Annotated in this window: 15 protein-coding genes; 5 read left to right on the forward strand and 10 right to left on the reverse strand. The window is 68.0% G+C overall.

What is annotated here, in order from left to right; all coding sequences use genetic code 11:
* Positions 1–27 precede the first annotated feature (27 nt).
* The 7 genes from HNP52_RS03635 to HNP52_RS03665 all read right to left on the reverse strand — a co-directional run bounded on the left by HNP52_RS03635 (position 28) and on the right by HNP52_RS03665 (position 7,931).
* Entirely contained in the window at positions 28–399 is a 372-nt protein-coding gene (locus HNP52_RS03635; protein WP_184162594.1) for a VOC family protein, read from the reverse strand.
* A gap of 207 nt (positions 400–606) precedes the next feature.
* A complete protein-coding gene (locus HNP52_RS03640; RefSeq protein WP_221416087.1) occupies positions 607–1,086 on the reverse strand; it encodes a GNAT family N-acetyltransferase in 480 nt (159 codons plus the stop codon).
* A complete protein-coding gene (locus tag HNP52_RS03645) occupies positions 1,086–2,345 on the reverse strand; it encodes a dihydrolipoamide acetyltransferase family protein (protein WP_184162597.1) in 1,260 nt (419 codons plus the stop codon). Before HNP52_RS03645 ends, HNP52_RS03640 begins: the two co-directional genes overlap by 1 nt.
* 5 nt (positions 2,346–2,350) lie before the next feature.
* Positions 2,351–3,355 (reverse strand): alpha-ketoacid dehydrogenase subunit beta, encoded by a 1,005-nt coding sequence (locus tag HNP52_RS03650; RefSeq protein ID WP_184164977.1) that lies wholly within the window; start codon positions 3,353–3,355, stop codon positions 2,351–2,353.
* Between the two features lie 35 nt (positions 3,356–3,390).
* Positions 3,391–4,260, reverse strand: a complete 870-nt coding sequence (locus HNP52_RS03655) for an alpha/beta hydrolase (protein WP_184162600.1) — start codon at positions 4,258–4,260, stop codon at positions 3,391–3,393.
* Positions 4,257–5,525: a 3-methyl-2-oxobutanoate dehydrogenase (2-methylpropanoyl-transferring) subunit alpha gene (locus tag HNP52_RS03660; RefSeq protein ID WP_311768391.1), complete on the reverse strand. Its 1,269-nt coding sequence runs from the start codon at positions 5,523–5,525 to the stop codon at positions 4,257–4,259. The genes HNP52_RS03655 and HNP52_RS03660 overlap by 4 nt, the downstream gene beginning before the upstream one ends.
* Before the next feature lie 255 nt (positions 5,526–5,780).
* Positions 5,781–7,931 (reverse strand): M3 family metallopeptidase, encoded by a 2,151-nt coding sequence (locus tag HNP52_RS03665; protein ID WP_184162603.1) that lies wholly within the window; start codon positions 7,929–7,931, stop codon positions 5,781–5,783.
* A gap of 123 nt (positions 7,932–8,054) precedes the next feature.
* Between HNP52_RS03665 and HNP52_RS03670 the strand changes: the two genes are divergently transcribed.
* From HNP52_RS03670 to HNP52_RS03685, 4 genes are read left to right on the forward strand one after another with little or no spacing between them, the layout of a single operon-like run.
* Positions 8,055–8,804, forward strand: coding sequence for an ImuA family protein (locus HNP52_RS03670; RefSeq protein WP_184162608.1), 750 nt, complete (start codon positions 8,055–8,057; stop codon positions 8,802–8,804).
* Positions 8,719–10,437, forward strand: a complete 1,719-nt coding sequence (locus HNP52_RS03675) for a DNA polymerase Y family protein (RefSeq protein WP_184162611.1) — start codon at positions 8,719–8,721, stop codon at positions 10,435–10,437. The genes HNP52_RS03670 and HNP52_RS03675 overlap by 86 nt, the downstream gene beginning before the upstream one ends.
* Positions 10,434–13,778 carry an error-prone DNA polymerase gene (locus tag HNP52_RS03680; protein WP_184162614.1) on the forward strand — a complete coding sequence of 1,115 codons (3,345 nt, stop codon included), beginning with the start codon at positions 10,434–10,436 and terminating at the stop codon, positions 13,776–13,778. Before HNP52_RS03675 ends, HNP52_RS03680 begins: the two co-directional genes overlap by 4 nt.
* Positions 13,778–14,311 carry a 2'-5' RNA ligase family protein gene (locus tag HNP52_RS03685; RefSeq protein WP_184162616.1) on the forward strand — a complete coding sequence of 178 codons (534 nt, stop codon included), beginning with the start codon at positions 13,778–13,780 and terminating at the stop codon, positions 14,309–14,311. The genes HNP52_RS03680 and HNP52_RS03685 overlap by 1 nt, the downstream gene beginning before the upstream one ends.
* Here the strand turns inward: HNP52_RS03685 and HNP52_RS03690 are convergent.
* The 3 genes from HNP52_RS03690 to HNP52_RS03700 are packed head-to-tail and all read right to left on the reverse strand — an operon-like array spanning position 14,308 to position 16,360.
* Entirely contained in the window at positions 14,308–14,880 is a 573-nt protein-coding gene (locus tag HNP52_RS03690; protein WP_184162619.1) for a methylated-DNA--[protein]-cysteine S-methyltransferase, read from the reverse strand. The two genes, HNP52_RS03685 and HNP52_RS03690, sit on opposite strands and share 4 nt — an antisense overlap.
* A 40-nt stretch (positions 14,881–14,920) precedes the next feature.
* Entirely contained in the window at positions 14,921–15,355 is a 435-nt protein-coding gene (locus HNP52_RS03695) for a hypothetical protein (RefSeq protein ID WP_184162622.1), read from the reverse strand.
* Positions 15,356–16,360: a fumarylacetoacetate hydrolase family protein gene (locus HNP52_RS03700; protein WP_184162625.1), complete on the reverse strand. Its 1,005-nt coding sequence runs from the start codon at positions 16,358–16,360 to the stop codon at positions 15,356–15,358.
* Positions 16,361–16,456: 96 nt separating this feature from the next.
* Here HNP52_RS03700 and HNP52_RS03705 point away from each other — a divergent pair, with 96 nt between their 5' ends.
* Positions 16,457–19,810: a PAS domain-containing protein gene (locus HNP52_RS03705; RefSeq protein ID WP_260395894.1), complete on the forward strand. Its 3,354-nt coding sequence runs from the start codon at positions 16,457–16,459 to the stop codon at positions 19,808–19,810.
* Positions 19,811–19,832 lie beyond the last annotated feature (22 nt).

Below are 19,832 nucleotides of genomic sequence, written 5' to 3' on the forward strand. Positions count from 1 at the left end.
CCTCCTAGCAGGCCGGCATGACACCTGTCAGTCGCCTGGTGGCGGGCGATGCGCGATTTCGACGAGTATCTTGCCGGGCGCGATGAAATAGAAGGCGAAGGCGCCGCGCTGGTGGACGGGCGGATCGCCGGCCAGCCCCTCGGCGGCGAGCCCGGCGTGGAGCGCGGTCACCGCCGCCTCGTCGGCCAGGTGGAAGCCGATATGGAAGCCCTCCGGGAAACGCTGCGCGCCACCACGCTGGAGGCGGCTGAGCACCAGCACGAGGCCGGCGCCGTCGACAAGGATCGACAGGCCATTGTCGCCCAGGGTCTGGACGTGGCGAAAACCCAGCCAGCGCTCGAAAAAGGCGCGGGCCTCGGCGATGTCGGGGACGGGCAGGTCGAGATGGTTCAGGCGCATTGAGTCGTTCCTCAAGTTGAGGCCCGGCGCGTGCGTGGGATCGTTCAGGTCACACCCGCCGAGCCACCGGCGCGGAAGTGCGCCGGCGTCTCGTCGCGGGTCCCCTTGCGGGGTACAGGTTCTCCGCGGAGCGGAGCGACCGGGCTTACCTATCCGGTCCATGGCCCTTTATCGACGGGTGGATTTTGCGGGTTCGCGGCTGCCGCGTCAACCGGCGGGACGAACCATGTAGCGGGCGTCGGTGCCATAGCTGGCGAGCTTGGCGCGGAGTTCGGGGCTTTCCTGGGGCACGAAACCCTGGGCCTGCCAGAAACTGGCGGATTCGTTGACCGAGACCAGCGCGATCGGCGCATCGACCTGCGCGAACAGCAGGGCGAGACCGGCGCGGGCGTTGCCGCCGCCGCGCGCCTCGGGAAGCAGGGCGAGGTCGTGGAGGTACCAGCTCGCCCGGCTCCCGGGCAGCGCGCCGAGCAAGGTGTCGAGCGGCGGGATCGCCCCTTGCGGCCAGGGATAGGCGATGAGGTATCCGGCCACGCCGTGCGCGCCATCGAGCACGAAACAACTGTCCGGCGCGAGCGCGAGCCGCTCGGCGAAACAGGCCCGCCCCTCGGGATGGTCCGGGAAGGCGATGCGGGCGACCGCGACGACACCGTCGAGGTCCCCCGCCTCCATCGCCCGCCAGCGCATCAGTCGGCGAACAGCAGCACGGGAGTCTCGACCAGCTTCTTCACCGCCTGGACGAAGCTCGCCGCATCCCAGCCATCGACGACACGGTGATCACAGCTGATCGACAGGTTCATCAGCTTGGCACGGACGATCTCGTCACCCTGGAAGATCGGGCGCTCGACGATCTTGTTCGGACCGATGATCGCGACTTCGGGACGGTTGATCACCGGCGTCGTGGCGATGCCGCCGAGCGGGCCGAGCGAGGTCACGGTGAGCGTGGAGCCGGATAGCTCCTCGCTCTTCGCCTTGCCGGTGCGCGCAGCCTCGGCGAGGCGCGAGATCTCGCTGGCGAGCTGCCAGACATTCTTGTCCTGCGCATCGCGGATCACCGGCACCATCAGCCCGGCATCGGTCTGCGCCGCCATGCCGAGATGGACACGGCCATGACGGGTGACCACGCCGGCCTCATCGTCATAGCGCGCGTTGATCATCGGGAAGTCGGGCAGCGCCCGGCAGATCGCGACGATCAGGAAGGGCAGCATGGTCAACTTGGGGCGCTGGCCACGATTGTCGTTGAGGTCGGCGCGCATCGCCTCGAGCGCGGTGACGTCGATCTCGTCGACATAAGTGAAGTGCGGGATCTGGCGCTTCGATGCGGCCATGTTCTCGGCGATGCGGCGGCGCATGCCGATGACCTTGATCGGCTGATCCTCTCGCGCACGCGATGCATGCGGGGCGTGATAGCCCTGGGCGTTGCCGTAGCGCAGATAGGCGTCGAGATCGGCGTGGCGGACATGATTGCCGTCCGCCTTCACGCTGGCGAGGTCGATGCCGAGATCCTTCGCGCGCGCGCGGACCGCGGGGCTGGCGAGGACCTGCTTGTGCGGGGCCGGCTCGGGCAGGGCGACGGGCGCGGGTTCCGGAGCGGGAGCGGGCGCCGGAGCAGCCTCGGCAACTTCCTCGACGCCCGGCGTTTCCGCCTCGACCTGATCCTCGACCGAAGTCTCGGCAGCGGCGGGTGCGGCCTCTTCGGCATCGCCCTCGACTTCGATCACCATCAGGCCCGAGCCGATCGCGACCATCTCGCCGACTTCGCCGGCCAGCGCGACCACCACGCCGGAGACGGGCGATTCCATCTCGACCGTGGCCTTATCGGTCATCATGTCGGCGACCTGCTGGTCCTCCGAGACGCGGTCGCCGACCTTGACGTGCCAGGCAACGATCTCGGCCTCGGCAATGCCTTCGCCGATATCGGGCAGGCGGAACGTGAAGCGTGCCATGCGGATCAGTCCTTCAGGATCTTCTTGAGGGCGGTGCCGATACGGACCGGGCCAGGGAAATAGGCCCATTCCAGGCTATGCGGATAGGGCGTGTCGAAGCCGGTGACGCGTTCGATCGGCGCTTCGAGATGGTAGAAGCAGCGCTCCTGCACCTGCGCCGAGAGCTCGGCGCCGAAGCCCGAGGTGCGGGTCGCTTCGTGGACGATCAAGCAGCGGCCGGTCTTCTTCACCGATTCCTCGATCGTCTCGATGTCGAGCGGAACAAGGGTGCGCAGGTCGACGATCTCGGCGTCGATGCCGAGTTCCTCGACCGTGTTGGCGACGACATGGACCATCGTGCCATAGCAGAGGATCGTCACAGCCTCGCCCGGGCGGACGACCGAAGCCTTGCCCAGTTCGACGCGGTAATGGCCCTCGGGCACCTGGGCGCCGGGATGATCGGCCCAGGTCTTGGCCGGGCGGTCATAATGGCCGTGGAACGGGCCATTGTAGATGCGCTTGGGCTCGAGGAAGAGCACGGGATCATTGTCCTCGATCGCCGCGATCAGCAGGCCCTTGGCGTCATAGGGCGTCGAGGGGATCACCGTCTTCATGCCCGAGACGTGGGTGAAAATGCCTTCGGGCGACTGGCTGTGCGTCTGGCCGCCGAAGATGCCGCCGCCATAGGGCGAGCGGATCGTGATCGGCGCGGTGAAGTCCGCCGCCGAGCGATAGCGCAGGCGCGCCGCTTCGGAGACGAGCTGGTCGAGCGCCGGATAGATGTAATCGGCGAACTGGATCTCGGGGACCGGGCGCAGGCCATAGGCGCCCATGCCGATCGCGACGCCCATGATGCCGATCTCGGTGATCGGGGTATCGAAGGCGCGGGTCTTGCCGTACTTGGCTTGGAGCCCGGCAGTCGCGCGGAACACGCCGCCGAAATAGCCGACATCCTCGCCCATCACGACCACGTTCGGATCGCGCGCCATCATCACGTCCATGGCGGAGTTGATCGCCTGGATCATGTTCATCTGGGTGATCGCACCCGTCTCGGTGACCATCTCGGTCATGCCTGTGCCTTGCGAAGGGTCCAGCGGTCGCCCGCCGAAGGTTTCCATGTATCGAGCTTGCGGCGCGCGCCGGCATCGCCCAGGCCATAAGCCTCGACGAACAGCTTCACTGGCGCCTCGGTGCGCGGGAAGCGGACGGCATCGTCGACAAGCTGGTGATCGCCGCCCTCGACGACCAGCGCATAGGTTCCGGCCGGTGCGGTCTCCGCCGGGAAGAGATGCTCGCTCGCCGGGGTGGCATGGCCCATGACCGGCGGCAGCGCGTCCGCCGTGCCGGTCACCATCATCACCGGCACCTGGACGCTGCTATACGCACTGTCCGGAACCAGGCCGGGCTGCTTGCCGGGCGACGAGAAGCCGAGCACCGCCTTCACCGCAGGGATGCGTCCCTTGAAGTTCGGAAGCGCACCACCGAGGCACAGCGAGGTAAGCGTGCCGTAGCTGTGCCCCGCCGCGATCACCGGCAGCACGGGAAAGGCCCTGGCGGCATGGGCAGCGGTGGCGCGCATGTCGGCCAGCCGTTCGGTGAACGAGGACAGGAAGGTGAACTTCTCGCGCTCAGGATAGTGCATCGAATCGACATGCAGCGGGGCAAGCACGACAAAGCCCTCGCCAAGCAGCACCGAGATCAGCCGCGCATAGCGCTCGGGCCAGGAGCCATGGCCGGTCGAGAACAGCACCACGCCCCGGGGGCTGGCCGGCTTCCAGATCAGCAGCTTGGTCGAGCGCGTCGGCGAGACGGCGAGGTCGATCGTCTCGGGATCGCCGATCGGGGCGGCGTGGAGCAGGCCGGGCGGGAGCAGCGCAAGCGCGCCGAGCGCGCAGGCCCCCTTCACCAGCGCGCGGCGGGTAAGAAGCTGGTTCACAGGCCGGCCGCCTTCTGCTCGTCGAGCATCTGCTGCTGCTGTTCGCGGAGGTGCCAGGGGATCGTCTCGAACACGCCTTCGAACATCGATTCGAAGGGCTGGTGCATGCCGTGGCCGAGGATGCCGTTCTTCTCGGCTTCCTTCTGCGACGCCTTGACCAGTTCGGCGAGCTCGAGGTCCTGCGCGGCGTGGCGCTCCTCGTCCCATTCGCCGAGCTTGATAAGATGCTCCTTGAGGCGGCGGATCGGATCGCCGAGCGGCCAGGCATTGGGCTCGCCAGCCGAGCGATACGCCGTCGGGTCGTCCGAGGTCGAATGGCCTTCGGCGCGATAGGTGAAATGCTCGATCAGCGTCGGGCCCTGGTTGGTCCGCGCACGCTCGGCGGCCCACTGGGTCGCGGCATAGACCGCCAGCGCGTCATTGCCGTCGACGCGGAGCCCCGCGATGCCATAGCCGATCGCGCGCGCCGCGAAGGTGGTCGCCTCGGCACCGGCGAAACCAGAGAAGCTCGAGATCGCCCACTGGTTGTTGACGACGTTGAAGATGACCGGCGCCTTGTAGACAGTCGCGAAGGTCAGCGCCGAGTGGAAGTCGCCCTCGGCGGTCGAGCCCTCGCCGCACCAGGTGGCGGAGATGCGGGTGTCGCCCTTGGCCGCGCTCGCCATCGCCCAGCCGACGGCCTGGGGATATTGCGTCGCGAGATTGCCCGAGATCGAGAAGAAGCCATACTCCTTGGAGGAGTACATGATCGGCAGCTGGCGGCCTTCGAGCGGATCGGCCTTGTTCGAATAGATCTGGTTCATCATCGACACGATCGGATAGCCGCGCGTGATGAGGATCCCCTGCTGGCGATAGGAAGGGAAGCACATGTCGTCGCTCGCCAGCGCGCTCGCTGCGCCGATCGACACCGCCTCCTCGCCGGTGGACTTCATGTAGAAGCTGGTCTTGCCCTGACGCTGGGCGCGGAACATGCGCTCGTCGAAGGCGCGGGTGAGTGCCATCGCACGGAGCATCCGGCGCTTGGCATCGGCATCGAGCCGCAGATCCCAGGGGCCGACGGCATTGCCTTCGTCATCGAGGACGCGGACCAGCCCGTACGCCAACTCGTGGAAGCTGTCGGCACGGTCGGCGGTGTCGGGCCGGCGGGTGGCACCGGCGGGCGGCACCACGATGTCGCTGAAGTCCGCTTCGTCGCCCGGGCGGAAGCGCGGCTCGGGCACGTGCAGCGCAAGCGGGGGCAGGTTGGCGCGATCGCGCTCGCTCACATGGACTCTCCGGACATAGGTTCCCGTTGCCAAACGCTCGGGAATCACGTTTCGCACCTTTGTTATAAAATTTCAAAGCCCCGTGCAAGTAGGTCAGCGGTGCTGACCTGAAATGCCGGGTGGAAGGATGGGAATTCGGGACGGGCAGCACTGCCCAGAACGGTTCCCCGGCGAAGGCCGGGGCCCAGGGTTTCTCTGCCGTCTCGCTCCGTTACCCTGGGCCCCGGCTTCCGCCGGGGAACTGACCATATTCAGCTACGCGACCGGAAACCCGCGCCGCTTGAACAGCGCCGATACGTCCGGATCACGCCCGCGGAAGGCGCGGTATGCCAGCTTGCGGTCGGTCTCGTTGCCGGTGGAGAGCAGGGTGGCGCGGAAACGGTCGGCCGTGGCCTTGTCCCAGACATTGCCGGTTTCCTGGAACGCCGCCCAGGTGTCCGCGTCCATCGTCTCCGACCAGAGATAGGAGTAATAGCCGGCCGAATAGGCGTCCGACGAGAAGAGGTGGCTGAACTGCGGCAGCCGGTGACGCAGCACGATCTCCCTGGGCATGCCGAGCGCGGCGAGCGCTTCCTTCTCGAACGCGGCGATGTCGGTGACCGGCACTTCGCGATCATGCAGCTGCATGTCGAGGATCGCGCAGGCGAGATACTCGACCGTGTCGAAGCCCTGGTTGAAGGTGGAGGACTTCTCGATCTTGTCGACCAGCGCCTGCGGCATCGGCGCGCCGGTCTTGTAGTGCTTGGCGTATTTGTCGAGCACGTCGCGGGTGAGCAGCCAGTTCTCGTTCACCTGGCTGGGATACTCCACGAAGTCGCGCGGCGTGCCGGCGAGGCCCGGATAGGTGATGTTCTGGAGCAGGCTGTGGATCGCGTGGCCGAACTCGTGGAACAGCGTGGTCGCATCGTCGAGGCTGATCAGCGTCGGCTCGCCGGCGCCGCCCTTGACGAAATTGTTGTTGTTCGAGGCGAGCGTGTTGCGGGTGCCGCCGAACTTCTGCTGGCCGCGATAGCGCGTGGCCCAGGCGCCGGAGCGCTTGCCCGAGCGGGCATAGCCGTCGAAGTAGAAGATGCCGATATTCTTGCCGGTACGCGTGTCGGTAACCTCGAAGGTGCGCACTGCCGGGTCGAACACCGGCACGTCCTTCACTTCCTTGAAGCCCAGGTCGTAGAGCCGGCCGGCGGCGTAGAAGGCGCCCTGGAGGATGTTGTTCAGCTCAAGATACGGTTTCACTTCGCTTTCATCGAGGTCGTACTTCGCCTTGCGGACCTTCTCGGCATAGAAGCGATAATCCCAGGGCTCGATGGTGATCTTCGGGCCTTCCCCCCTGGTGCCTTCGGCGTCGGCCAGCGCCTGCATGTCGGCGACTTCTTCCGCTACGCGGGCGCGGGCGGCGGGCCAGACCGCCATCATCAGCTTCATCGCATTGGCCGGGGTCTCGGCCATGGTGTCGTCCATGCGGTAATAGGCGTGGTTCTTGAAGCCGAGCAGCGTCGCGCGCTGCTGACGCAGCTTGAGGATCTCGGCGATGCCGGCCTTGTTGTCGCTGGCATTGCCATTGTCGCCGCGCGAGACGAAGGCGCGCCAGACCTTTTCACGCAGGCCCCGGTTGGTCGAGTAGGTGAGGAAGGGCGAGACCGAGGAGCGGGTGTTGACCACCGCCCAGCCGGCGACCTTGCGCTCTTCGGCCGCGGCCTTGAGCGATGCCTTGAAGCTGTCCGGCAGGCCGGCGAGCTGGGCCTCGCTGTCGAGGACGATCCAGGTCTCCTCGTCGGCGAGCAGCTTGCGGCTGAAATCGGAAAAGGCCGAAGCGAGCGCCTGGTTGAGGCGGCTGACCTCGGCGCGCTCGGCATCGGAGAGCGCGGCGCCGCGGCGGACGAAGCCGCGATAGCTCCGCTCGAGCAGACGAAGCTGCTGGGCGTCGAGCTTCTGCCGGGCGCGCGTGTCATACGCCCCCTTCACCCGGGCGAAGAGCAGGGGATCGAGGAACAGCTCGTCATTCGCCTTGGTGAGCTTGGGACTCCACTCGCGGTCGATCGCCTGGACCTGCTTGTCGGCGAGGTTGCTGGTGTAGACGCCCCAGGCCGACAGGACCCGGTCCATCGTGTCCCCGGCCTTCTGCATCGGCTCGATCACGGTGTGGAAGGTGGAGGCGCTGCGCGCGTTGCGGATCGCGTGGATTTCCTGGCGCTGCTCGGCGACCGCGACTTCGAAGGCGGCGGGGAACATTTCGGCCTTGAACTTGTCCCAGGGGGGCACGCCGCCATAGCCGCCCGGCCAGGGCTTGAGCAAAGGCGATGCATCGACGGGTTCGGCAGCGTGGGCCATCAGGCTCCCCAGGAAAGGCGTTGCAAGTGCGGCACTGGTGCCGAGAAGCGCCTGGCGGCGGCTGAAGTTGCGGATCATCTGCGCAGGGTCCCCTGAATTCTGTGATTGCGGCAAGCTTAGGGGGCTCGCGCGGAATGGCAATTGACTCTGGACGAATAGGGAACACAATAGGAACATTCCGTTCCCCCGAGTCGTGAGGCCATGGCCGATCCTGCCGTCCTGAAGCAATTGCGCGAGAGCCTGAAAGGGCTCGAGACCGGCGGATTCCGCCGGCGCCCGGCATTGCCCTTCGGGATCCCGGCGATCGATTCGCGGCTGGCGGACGAGGGGCTGCGGCTCGATGCGCTGCACGAGGTTGCGGCCGGCACCAGCGACATGGCGGATGATTGCGCGGCCACCCTGTTCCTCGCCGGCATCGCCGCGCGCGCCTGGGGCCCGGTGCTGTGGGTGGTCCGGCGCCGCGACCTGTTCGCGCCGGGGCTCGCCCAGTCGGGCCTCGATCCCAAGCGCCTGATCTATGCCGAAGCCAAGGATGATGCCGAGCTGCTCGCGGTGATGGAGGAAGGGCTGCGCCATCGCGGGCTGGGTGCCGTGATCGGCGAGGCCAAGCGCGCGGACATGACCGCGACCCGCCGCCTGCAGCTGGCGGCCGAGGGCGGGCGGACGATCGCCCTGCTGATGAAGCGCGCGGCCCGCGAGGGCAGCGATCCGATCGCCATGCCATCGGCCGCGGTGACGCGCTGGCGGGTGACCTGCGCGCCTTCGACGCCGCTGCCCGTGGCCGGTGTCGGCCGGCCGCGCTGGAAGCTGGCGCTGGCACGGCAAAAAGGGGGAGAAGGTTTCGAGACAATCGTGGAGGCATGCGATGCAACGGGTCGCTGCGCTCTTCCTCCCGTTATGGCCGATCGAAAGGCTGTGGCGGGCGGAACGGCGCCCCGCCGCGCAGCCTGACGCGCGCGCCCTCCCCACGCCCCAGGCGCCGCTCCGCAAGCCAGCACAGCATGAGGGCCATTGGCGGCCGGGCGCGAAATGGGCGCGGGAGGATGCCCCCGCGCCGTGTGCGGCCGGAGGCGCAGGGTCGTCGAACGCCTTCACTCCGCTGGTCACCTCGATCCGCAACGGCAGCCGCATCGAGATCGCCGCCGCCTGCCCCGCCGCCCAGGCGCTGGGGCTGCGGCCCGGCATGGCGGTGACGCAAGCACGCGCGCAGGTACCCGGACTCGATATCCGCCCCGCCGATCCCGAGGGTGATCTCGCTTCGCTCACAAGCCTCGCCATCCTCGCCGCCCGGCGCTGGTCGCCCTGCGTGGCGCTGTCGGGCGAGGACGGGCTGTTCCTCGATCTCTCCGGCACCGCGCATCTGTTCGGCGGCGAAGCGAAGATGGCGCGACACATCGTCCGCCTGCTCGCCCGCGCCGGCTTCACCGCGCGGATCGCGATCGCCGACACGCCCGGCGCCGCCTGGGCATTGGCGCGCTATCATGGCCATTGCCTCTGCCCGCCGGGCGAACAGGCGCGTGCGCTGGCCGGGCTGCCCACCCCGGCGCTGCGCATCGATGAAGCCGCAGTGGAACTGCTCAAGCGATTGGGGGTCGACCGGATCGGTCAGCTCGCCGCCCTGCCCCGCGCGCCGCTCACGCGCCGCTTCGGCGCGGCGACGGTCCTGCGGCTCGACCAGGCGCTGGGCCGTATCGCCGAGCCGCTCGATCCGGTGACCCCGCCCGAAAGCATCGCCGTGCGGCAGCGCTTCGCCGAGCCGATCGCCAGCGCCGAGGCCATCGAGCATTGGCTGGGCCAGCTCACCCCGCGCCTTGCCGCCGCGCTCGAGGACGAAGGGCTGGGCGTGCAGGCGCTCGAATGCATCGCCGATCGGATCGACGGGGTCCCGCAACGCATCCGCATCGGCCTCGCCCGACCCAATCGCGATCCCGCCCACCTGCTCCGCCTGCTCAAGCGGCGGATCGAGGATGTCGAGCCGGGCTATGGGATCGATGCGATCACCCTGCATGTCCGCCGCGCCGCACCGCTCGGGCCCGAACCGGTGGTCGAACGGCTCGACGAGGAAGCGGCGCCCGACATCGCCACGCTGGTGGACACGCTGGCGACACGGATCGGCCAGGACGCGATGTGGCGGATGCGTGCCGTGGAAAGCGACATGCCCGAGCGTTCGCTGGCACGGGCGCCGGTGCTCGATCCTCCCATACGCAGCGGCGAGCGGCCGAAGGTCGACGATGTCCGCCAGCTCGATCGCAGCGCCACGCTCCATCCCTGGCATCCCGCCTGGCCCAAGCCCGCCCGGCTGCTGCGCCGGCCCGAACGGCTCGATCACGTCATTGCCGAACTGCCCGACCAGCCCCCCCGCCGCTTCACCTGGCGCGGGCGCCCGCACCAAGTGATCCGCGCTGACGGACCCGAGCGGGTGCAGGGCGAATGGTGGAAGCGCGATGCCGAGCGGCTGAGCGTGCGCGACTATTTCCGCGTCGAGGACGAGGACGGCCGCCGCTACTGGCTGTTCCGCGCCGGCGATGGCGAACGCGCGGTCACCGGCGACCTCAGCTGGTATCTCCATGGGGTGTTCGGATGACCTATTCCGAGCTCCAGGTGACGACGCATTTCTCGTTCCTGCGCGGAGCGTCCTCACCCGAGGACCTGTTCCGGCAGGCCGCCCTGCTCGGCCTGCCGGCGCTCGGCATCGTCGATCGCAATTCGGTGGGCGGCGTGGTGCGCGCGCTGGTGGCCGCCGAGCAATTCAGCGCGCTCGGCGTGCCGATCCGGATGATCGCCGGCTGCCGGCTCGACCTGGTCGATGGCAGCTCGGTGCTGGTCTGGCCCGAGGATCGCGCGGCTTGGAGCCGGCTCACCCGGCTGCTCACCCTCGGCAAGTCGCGCGCCGATGCGCAGAAGGGCGAAAAGGGCCAATGCTTCCTCCATTGGGACGATCTGGCCGACGCCGCGCAGGGACTGGTCGGCGCGCTGGTTCCGGGGCTGGCCGATACCGGTGATCCGGTTTCGCTCCGCTGGATGGCGGACATCTTCGGGGCGAGCGGCCATCTCTGCCTCACCCAGCATCGCCGCCCGGGCGACGCACTGCGACTGCACGAACTCAATCTTGCCGCCGAGCGCTTCGGGCTCACCCCGCTCGCCACCGGCGATGTCCTCTACGATACGCCCGACCGGCGGATGCTGCAGGACGTGGTCACCGCGATCCGCGAGAAATGCACGATCGACGAACTCGGCTTCCGCCGCGAGCGCAACGCCGACCGGCACCTAAAGTCGCCCGCGGAAATGGCGCGACGCTTTCGCGACTATCCGCAAGCGCTGGCGGCTTCGGAAGCGATCGCCGAGCGCTGCACCTTTTCGCTGCGGGACCTGAAACATCAATATCCCGAGGAAGAAGTCATCGATGGCCGCACCGCGCAGGAAGCGCTCGCCGCGCTCGCCTGGAACGGGCTCAAGCAGAAATTCGCGGGCAAGCCCTCGCAGGCGCATCAGGACCTGCTCCGGCACGAGCTCGGGCTGGTCGAGCAGATGGACTATGCGCCCTATTTCCTCACCGTGAATTCGATCGTCCAGTTCGCGCTCAGCCAGCAAATCCTCTGCCAGGGGCGGGGCAGCGCCGCCAATTCGGTGATCTGCTTCGCGCTCGGCATCACGTCGATCGATCCGATCGTCCACCAGCTGCTGTTCGAGCGCTTCATCTCGACCGAACGCAAGGAGCCGCCCGACATCGACGTCGACTTCGAGCATGAGCGACGCGAGGAAGTGATCCAGTGGATCTATGACAGCTATGGCCGCGACCATGCCGCGCTGACTGCCGTCGTCATCCGCTTCCGCTCGCGCAGTGCGCTGCGTGAAGTCGGCAAGGCGATGGGCCTTCCGGAAGACATGACCGCGGCGCTCTCCTCGCAGGTCTGGGGTTGGTCGAACGACGTCGACGACAAGCATGCCGACGCGCTCAACCTCGATCGCAGCGACCCGCGGCTGGCGCTGACGCTGGAACTGGCGCGCCAGCTGGTGAACACACCGCGCCATCTGTCGCAGCATCCCGGCGGCTTCGTGCTGACCCGCGACAAGCTGCACGACCTGATCCCGGTCGAGCCCGCGGCCATGGCCGAACGCCATGTCGTCGAATGGGAGAAGCTCGATATCGAGGAGCTGGGCTTCATGAAGGTCGATATCCTCGGCCTCGGCATGCTCGGCTGCATGCGACGCACGTTCGACCTGCTGGCGGAGCACAAGCGGACCTACCTGACATTGGCCTCGCCGAAGATGCAGGAGGAAGACCCCCTGACCTTCAAGATGATCCAGCAGGCGGACACGCTCGGCGTGTTCCAGATCGAGAGCCGCGCGCAGATGTCGATGCTGCCGCGAATGAAGCCGGTCTGTTTCTACGACATCGCCATCCAGGTCGCGATCGTCCGGCCGGGGCCGATCCAGGGCAACATGGTGCATCCTTATCTGAAACGCCGGCAGAATCCGGAGCTGGTCGATTATCCTTCGCCCAAGCTGAAAGCGGTGCTGAAGAAGACGCTGGGCGTGCCGCTGTTCCAGGAACAGGCGATGCAGGTGGCGATCGTCGGCGCGGACTTCACGCCGAGCGAAGCCGATCGGCTGCGCCGGGCGATGGCGACCTTCAAGTCGAGCGGCGACATCGGCGAGTTCGGCCCGAAGCTGATCGAGGGCATGCGCAGGAACGGGATCAACGAGACCTTCGCCGCGCAGATGGTCGAGCAGATCAAGGGCTTCAGCAATTACGGCTTCCCCGAGAGCCACGCCGCCAGCTTCGCCAAGATCGCCTATGCCTCGAGCTGGATGAAATGCCATCACCCGGACGTGTTCTGCACCGCGCTGCTCAATGCGCAGCCGATGGGCTTCTACGCGCCCGCGCAGCTGATCCGAGATGCCTGCGCCCACGGTGTCGAGGCACGCGCCGTGTGCATCAACGACAGCGACTGGGACACGCGGATGGTGCCCGAGGGACCGAACCCGCGCGAACAGGACCCACGTTTCTGCGGCACCGAGGCGGATTGGAAGAGCCTGCAGCCGATCCGGCTCGGCATGCGGATCGTGCAGGGGCTGGCGCAGGAAGATGCGCGGAAGGTCCTCGAAGCCCGTGCAGAAGCCCCCTTCACGTCGATCGAGGATATCTGGCGCCGCTCCCGGGTGAAGCCGGCCGCGCTCGAGCGGCTGGCGCGTGCCGATGCCTTCCAGGCGCTCGGCCTCAACCGGCGCCAGGCGCTCTGGGCGATCAAGGGGCTCAGCCAGGCACCGCTCGACCTGTTCGCCGCTGCCGATGCACGCGAGGGTGCAACCGTGGCCGAAGTGGTCGAGCCGCAGGTGGCCTTGCTGCCGCTGAGCGCCGGCCGCGAAGTGGTGGAGGATTATCGCGCGACCCAGCTCTCGTTGCGCGCCCATCCCCTCACTTTCCTGCGTGATCGCCTGGCGGCACGACGGATCGCGCAGTGCGCGGACCTGCTGAACATGAAGGATGGCCAGAGGGTGGAAGTCGCCGGACTGATCCTGGTCCGCCAGCGGCCGGGCAGTGCCAAGGGCGTGGTGTTCGTGACCCTGGAGGACGAGACCGGCATCGCCAATGCCGTGCTCTGGGCGGACCGGTTCGAGGCCAATCGCCGCACCGTGATGTCCGCCACGATGCTGGCGATCAAGGGCAAGGTGCAGCGCGAGGGGATCGTTATCCACCTGGTCGCCGAGCAGATCACCGACCTCACTCCGTGGCTGCGCGAAGTCGGCGAGCTCGAACTTCCCCGCATGACCATGCCCGGTGACGGCGCCACGCATGGCGGCGAGATCGATCCACGCGACCGGCTCAAGCTGCCGCGCCAGCGCGCGCTCGAAAGCTGGCCGCCCCGCCGCAGCCTCAAGACGCCGGACCTGATCCCGGTACGCTCAAGGGACTTTCACTGATGCCTGGAAACCGTTTCTTCTATGCGCTTCGTCCCTCGCCGCTCGCCCGCAACCTGATCGGGGTGCAGCGCGACCAGTTGGGGCTGGCCGAGACCATCGTCGAGAATGACCGGCTGCACATCACGCTCGGCATCACCGAGGATTATGCGCGCCAGCCCTATGCCGAGATGAAGCGGCTGATCGAGATCGGCGAGCAGGTCTCCGCCGCGCCGGTGCCGGTACGGCTCGACCGGGTGTCCGCCGGCAACGAGACGATCGCGCTCAAGCCCAGCCGCAGGATCGATGCATTGGCCGAACTGGGGCGCAAGCTGCAGGGCGGGCTACGCCACGCGGGACTGCTGCGCGGTGCCTGGGATTTCCACCCGCACGTCACTCTGCTCTACCGCAAGGGCCGGCCGTTCACGCGGACGATCGAGCCGATCGGCTGGGACGCGACCGACTTCGTGCTGATCCATTCGATTCTGGGCGCGCACCGACATATCGAACTGGGCCGCTGGCCGCTGATCGAACGGCAGGGCGGGTTCGGCTTCTAGAAACCCAATCCCAGCTGCGGAACGTCACGGGTGACCACGCCGTCCCGCACCTCCACACCCTCGATCGCGAGCATCTGCGCCTTGGAATGCGAACCGCCGGGCGCCGAGAAGCCGCCGATCCGCCCGTTCGCCGCCGTCACCCGGTGGCAGGGGATGATCAGCGGCACCGGATTGGCTGCCATCGCCTGGCCGACATCGCGGGCGAATTCAGGGCCGGCGTCGAGCAGCTTCGCGATCGCGCCATAGGTCGCCGTCTCGCCCCAGCCGAGGCGGCGGACCGCGGTGTAGACCCGCTCGAAGAAGGGCTGCTGCACGCCCAGATCAACCGGCACGTCGCCGAAATCGACGCGTCCTCCGGCGAAATAGCGCACCGCGCCGTCGATCACCGCCCGTACCGGCAGGGGTGGCGGCGCCGCCCCGGCATCCGGCAAACGCCGAAGCAGCGCCCGCTCCGCTTCCCGCGCGCTGCCGGCCGGCAGCCGGAAGCTGCAGACGCCCGTGCCGTTCCAGCCGATGGCGGCGAAGCCCGCCACGGTCTCGAACACGGTATAGAAGCACTCGTCGGCCATGCGATGGAGATCGGCACTCGTTCCGCCGTTCGCAACCGGCTCAGCGCTCGTTGCGACGCCAGGGGCGGCCACGCCCGATCGCGCGCGCATCACCAAAGGGTAGCCGCGTCTCGAAGCGATCGAGCTCCAACCCGGAATCGTTGTCGCCGAGCATCTGGGCCCGCCGCAGCCACAGGCGGTAGCCGTGCAAATCCCCGATGTTGAACCGGCTCATCGCAAGATTCTGCGCGGCAAGGCACGCATAAGGGCCACCCCGCATCCACACACGCCGGTAGAGCCAGGCCGGTGTTCCCGCCCGAGACATCACGCCCAGGTCCGCCGGATCGTTGCCCTGGCTGAACAGCCCGGCCAGTTCCAGCATCGCATGCGCATGACCGCGCCGAGCGAGATGGCGGAGGATCGGCCGGTAATGGCCATTGGCCCGCCGCTGCATGATCGCGCGGGCGCGCTCGAACAGCCGATCCTCCCGCGTCATTCAGCCCCCGACGGTCTGCTCGATCACGCCGAAGATCGGGTGGTGCTTGTCGTCCTCGGCCCAGATGCGAACCGTGTCGCCCTTCTTGAGGAACGGCGTGACCGGGGCGCCGCCGCGGATCGTCTCGATCGTGCGGATCTCGGCGAGGCAGGAATAGCCGACGCCGCCTTCGCTCACCGGCTTGCCCGGGCCGCCATCCTCGCCTCGGTTCGAAACCGTGCCCGAGCCGATGATCGTGCCGGCGCCAAGCTTGCGCGTCTTGGCGGCGTGGGCGACGAGCGTGCCGAAATCGAAGGTCATGTCGACGCCGGCATCGGCCCTGCCGAAAGCCTGGCCGTTCACATCGACCATCAGCTTGCGGTGCAGCTTGCCGTCCTGCCACCAGTCGCCCAGCGAATCGGGCGTGACGAAGACCGGCGAGAAGGCGCTGGCCGGCTTGGACTGGAAGAAGCCGAAGCCCTTGGCGAGCTCGCCCGGGATCAGGTTGCGCAGGGAGACGTCGTTGGTGAGGCCGACCAGGCGGATCGCGGCGAGCGCCTCTTCGCGCGAAGCCCCGAGCGGCACGTCGCCGGTGACGACCACCACTTCGCCCTCAAGGTCGCAGCCCCAGCTCTCGTCGGCGAGCGGGATCGCGTCGCGCGGACCGAGGAAGCCGTCGCTGCCGCCCTGGTACATCAGCGGATCATGCCAGAAGCTGTCGGGCATCTCGGCATTCCGCGCCTGACGCACCAGCGCGACATGGTTCACATAGGCCGAGCCGTCCGCCCATTGGAATGCGCGCGGCAGCGGCGCTGCGGCGAGCCGCTCGTGGAAACGCTCGCGCGGGATCACCTCATGATCGAGATCGGTCGCGAGGTTGCGCAGATCGGCTTCCACCCGGTCCCAATTGTCTAGCGCCGCCTGCAGGGTCGGGGCGATCATGTCGGCACTGGCATACCAGGCCAGGTCGGTGGAAACGACGACCAGCTTGCCGTCACGGCCGCTCTTCAGGCTTGCGAGCTTCATAAGTCTCTCCTTTGCCCCATCCATAGCCGTCCGCGCGGCCAAGTCGAGTTGATCCAGTCAGTTGACTCGGCCGCGCACGCCCCGCATCGAAGGGTCATGGGGGCTGCGTTGCGCTTTCTGGATCACGAAGGCGAGATGGCGGCGCGGATTCGTGCGTTCGACTGGTCGAACCATGTGCTCGGCCCGCCCGAAACCTGGCCCGAGGCGCTGAAATTCGCGCTCGACGTGGCACTGGGCTCGACCTTCCCCACCGCGGTCTATTGGGGGCCGGAGCTCTTCCTTCTCTACAATGACGCCTGGGCGCCGATCCCGGCCGAGCGGCATCCCTGGGCATTGGGCCGGCCCGGCGGCGAGGTATGGGCGGATATCTGGGATATCGTCGGCCCGCAGATGCGCGAAGTGCTCGACACCGGCCGCGGCTTCGCGATCTACGACCAGCGCCTGATGATGGCGCGGAACGGTCGCCCGCAGGAAACCTGGTGGAACTACAGCTTCACCCCGGTGCGCGATGCCGAAGGCCGCGTCGCCGGCATGCTCAACCAGGGCAATGAGACCACGCGCACGGTGCTCGCCGAGCGCGCACGGCTCGCCGAAGTGGCGCGTCTGCGTGACCTGTTCGAGCAGGCGCCGGGGGCGATCGCGCTGCTTCACGGGCCCGAACATCGCTTCGAATTCGCCAATTCCGAATATCTCGCGCTGGTCGGCGGCCGGCCGGTGCTGGGGATGACCGTCGCCGAGGCGCTGCCCGAGGTGGTCGACCAGGGCTTCGTCTCGCTGCTCGACAGCGTCTATGTGAGCGGCGAGCCGTTTCGCGCCGACGGCATTCCGGTACTGCTCCAGCGCCAGCCCGGCGCACCACCCGAAACGCGTTTCCTCGATTTCGTCTACCAGCCGATCAAGGACGCAAACGGCAACCCGACCGACATCTTCGTTGCCGCCAATGACGTCACCGAGCGGACCACCGCCGAGGAAGCACTGCGCCGAAGCGAGGAGCGCCTGCAGCTGGCGCTGAACGCCTCGCTCGGCGTCGGTACCTGGGTCTGGGACGTGCCCGCTGACCTGGTGACCGCCGATGCGCGCTTCCTGCGGCTCTACGGAGTGGACGAAGCGCTTGCCGGCAAAGGCACCCCGATCGAGCAGTTCTTCATCAACGTGCACCCCAAGGATCGCCCCAGGCTCGAGGCGGGAATCGCCCGCACGCTGCGGGAGCGCGTGCCGTTCAACGAGGAATATCGGCTGCTCCAGCCCGACGGCACCGCGCGCTGGGTGAGCGCGCAGGGGCGGGCGACCTTCGACGAGAATGGCGATCCGCTGCGCTTCCCCGGCGTCGCCTTCGACATCACCGAGCGCAAGCTGGCCGAGGAAGCCGCGCGCGACGCCGCCGAGGAGCTGCGCGAAGCGAACGAGGCCCAGGCATTCCTGGGCGCGTTGGCCGATCAGCAGCGCACGCTCGATACCGCCGATGCCGTGATGCGCTTCACCGCCGCGGCGCTGGGCGAGCAGATGGGGCTCGACCGGGTGAGCTTCTACCGGGTGCACGGCGCCGAAGTGCGCTTCGGCCCCTCCTGGGCCAGCGACCGGCTGGCGCCACTTGAAGGCACGCTGGCGATCGAGGCGCTGGGCGACAATGCCCGGGCCTATCGCATCGGGCACAGCGTCGTGCTGGACGACATCGCGAGACAGGCGCCCGGCCTCGCCCATTTCGCCGGTGCCGGCGTCGGCGTCCCGCTGCTGCGCGGCGGGCAATGGGTGGCCGTGATGTCGCTCAATACCGCCGAGCCGCGCCGCTGGTCGCCCGAGGAAGTCGCGTTCATCGAAGCGGTGGCAGAGACGACCTGGGATGCTGTGGAGCGGATCGAGGCAGTGGCGGCACTGCGTGAGAGCGAGGCCAAGTTCCGCGCCATCGCCAATTCGATCGACCAGATGGTGTGGTCGACCCAGCCCGACGGCTATCACGATTACTATAATGACCGCTGGTACGAATATACCGGCGTGCCGGCGGGCAGCACCGATGGCGAGGCCTGGAACGGCATGTTCCACCCCGAAGACCAGGAACGCGCCTGGGCCGTCTGGCGCCAGAGCCTGGCCACCGGCGCGCGCTACCGGATCGAATATCGGCTCAAGCATCGATCGGGCCGGTATCGCTGGGTGCTCGGCAGCGCCCAGCCGGTGCGCGACGAGCAGGGCGCGATCACCCGCTGGTTCGGCACCTGCACCGACATCCAGGACATCGTCGACGCGCGTGAAGTGCTCGCCCGGTCGCGCGAGGCACTGGAAGCAGCGGTGCGCGAGCGGACCGAGCAGTTGATGGCAGCCGAGGCACGGTTGCGCCAGGCACAGAAGATGGAGGCAGTGGGCCAGCTGACCGGCGGCATCGCCCATGACTTCAACAACATGCTCGCGGTTGTGATCGGCGCGCTCGACCTGCTCGAGCGCCGCGTGAAGCAAGGCAACCGCGACCTCGACAAATATATCAGCGCCGCCCGCGAAGGCGCAAACCGCGCCGCCACGCTCACCCAGCGGCTGCTCGCCTTCTCGCGCCAGCAACCGCTCGCGCCGATGGCGATCGATGCCAACGAGATGGTGCACGGGATGATCGAGCTGCTCGTCCGCACGCTGGGCGACGATGTCACGGTGGAAACCGTGCTGCCCGCCGGCGTGTCGCCGCTGCTCGCCGATCCCAACCAGCTCGAGAATGTCATCCTCAACCTGTCGGTCAATGCGCGCGACGCGATGCCGCATGGCGGCAAGCTGGTGCTTGCCACCGCCAATGCCCGGTTCGAGGCGGCCGAGGCGGCGGAGCTGGAACTGCAGCCCGGCGACTATGTCGAGATCGCAGTGACCGACAGCGGCACCGGCATGACACCCGAAGTGGCAGCCCGCGCCTTCGATCCCTTCTTCACCACCAAGGGGGTGGGCAAGGGGACCGGGCTGGGCCTGAGCCAGGTGTTCGGCTTCGTCCGCCAGTCAGGCGGCGCGGTGGGGATCGATACCGAGGAAGGGCGCGGCACCACCGTGCGGCTCTATCTGCCGGCCCATTCGGGCGCCGCGCTGCCGCCGCGCACCGAAACCCCGGCCGCCGCCCCGGCACGAGGACATGAGGGCGAACTGGTGCTCGTGGTCGAGGACGAGGAGCGGGTACGCAACTTCTCGCTCGAGGCGCTGCGCGAGCTTGGCTACCAGGTGATCGGCGCACGCGACGGGCCCGAGGCATTGCGGCTGATCGACACCGGGCTGCGCGTCTCGCTGCTGTTCAGCGACGTGGTGATGCCCGAGATGACCGGCCGCGAGCTGGCGGAGCATGCGCGCGCCAGGGTGCCGGGGCTCAAGGTGCTGCTGACCAGCGGCTATGCCCCGGAAACCGCCCGGGTGGCCGGCGAGACGATCCTCGCCAAGCCCTTCGACCTGGACCGGCTTGCCGCCGCGGTGCGCACCGCGCTGGACGCATAAGGCCTTGACCGAATCGCGCATG

It is taken from the genome of Sphingomonas kyeonggiensis (genome assembly GCF_014204495.1).
In the GTDB taxonomy this organism is placed as follows: Bacteria; Pseudomonadota; Alphaproteobacteria; order Sphingomonadales; family Sphingomonadaceae; genus Sphingomonas; species Sphingomonas kyeonggiensis_A.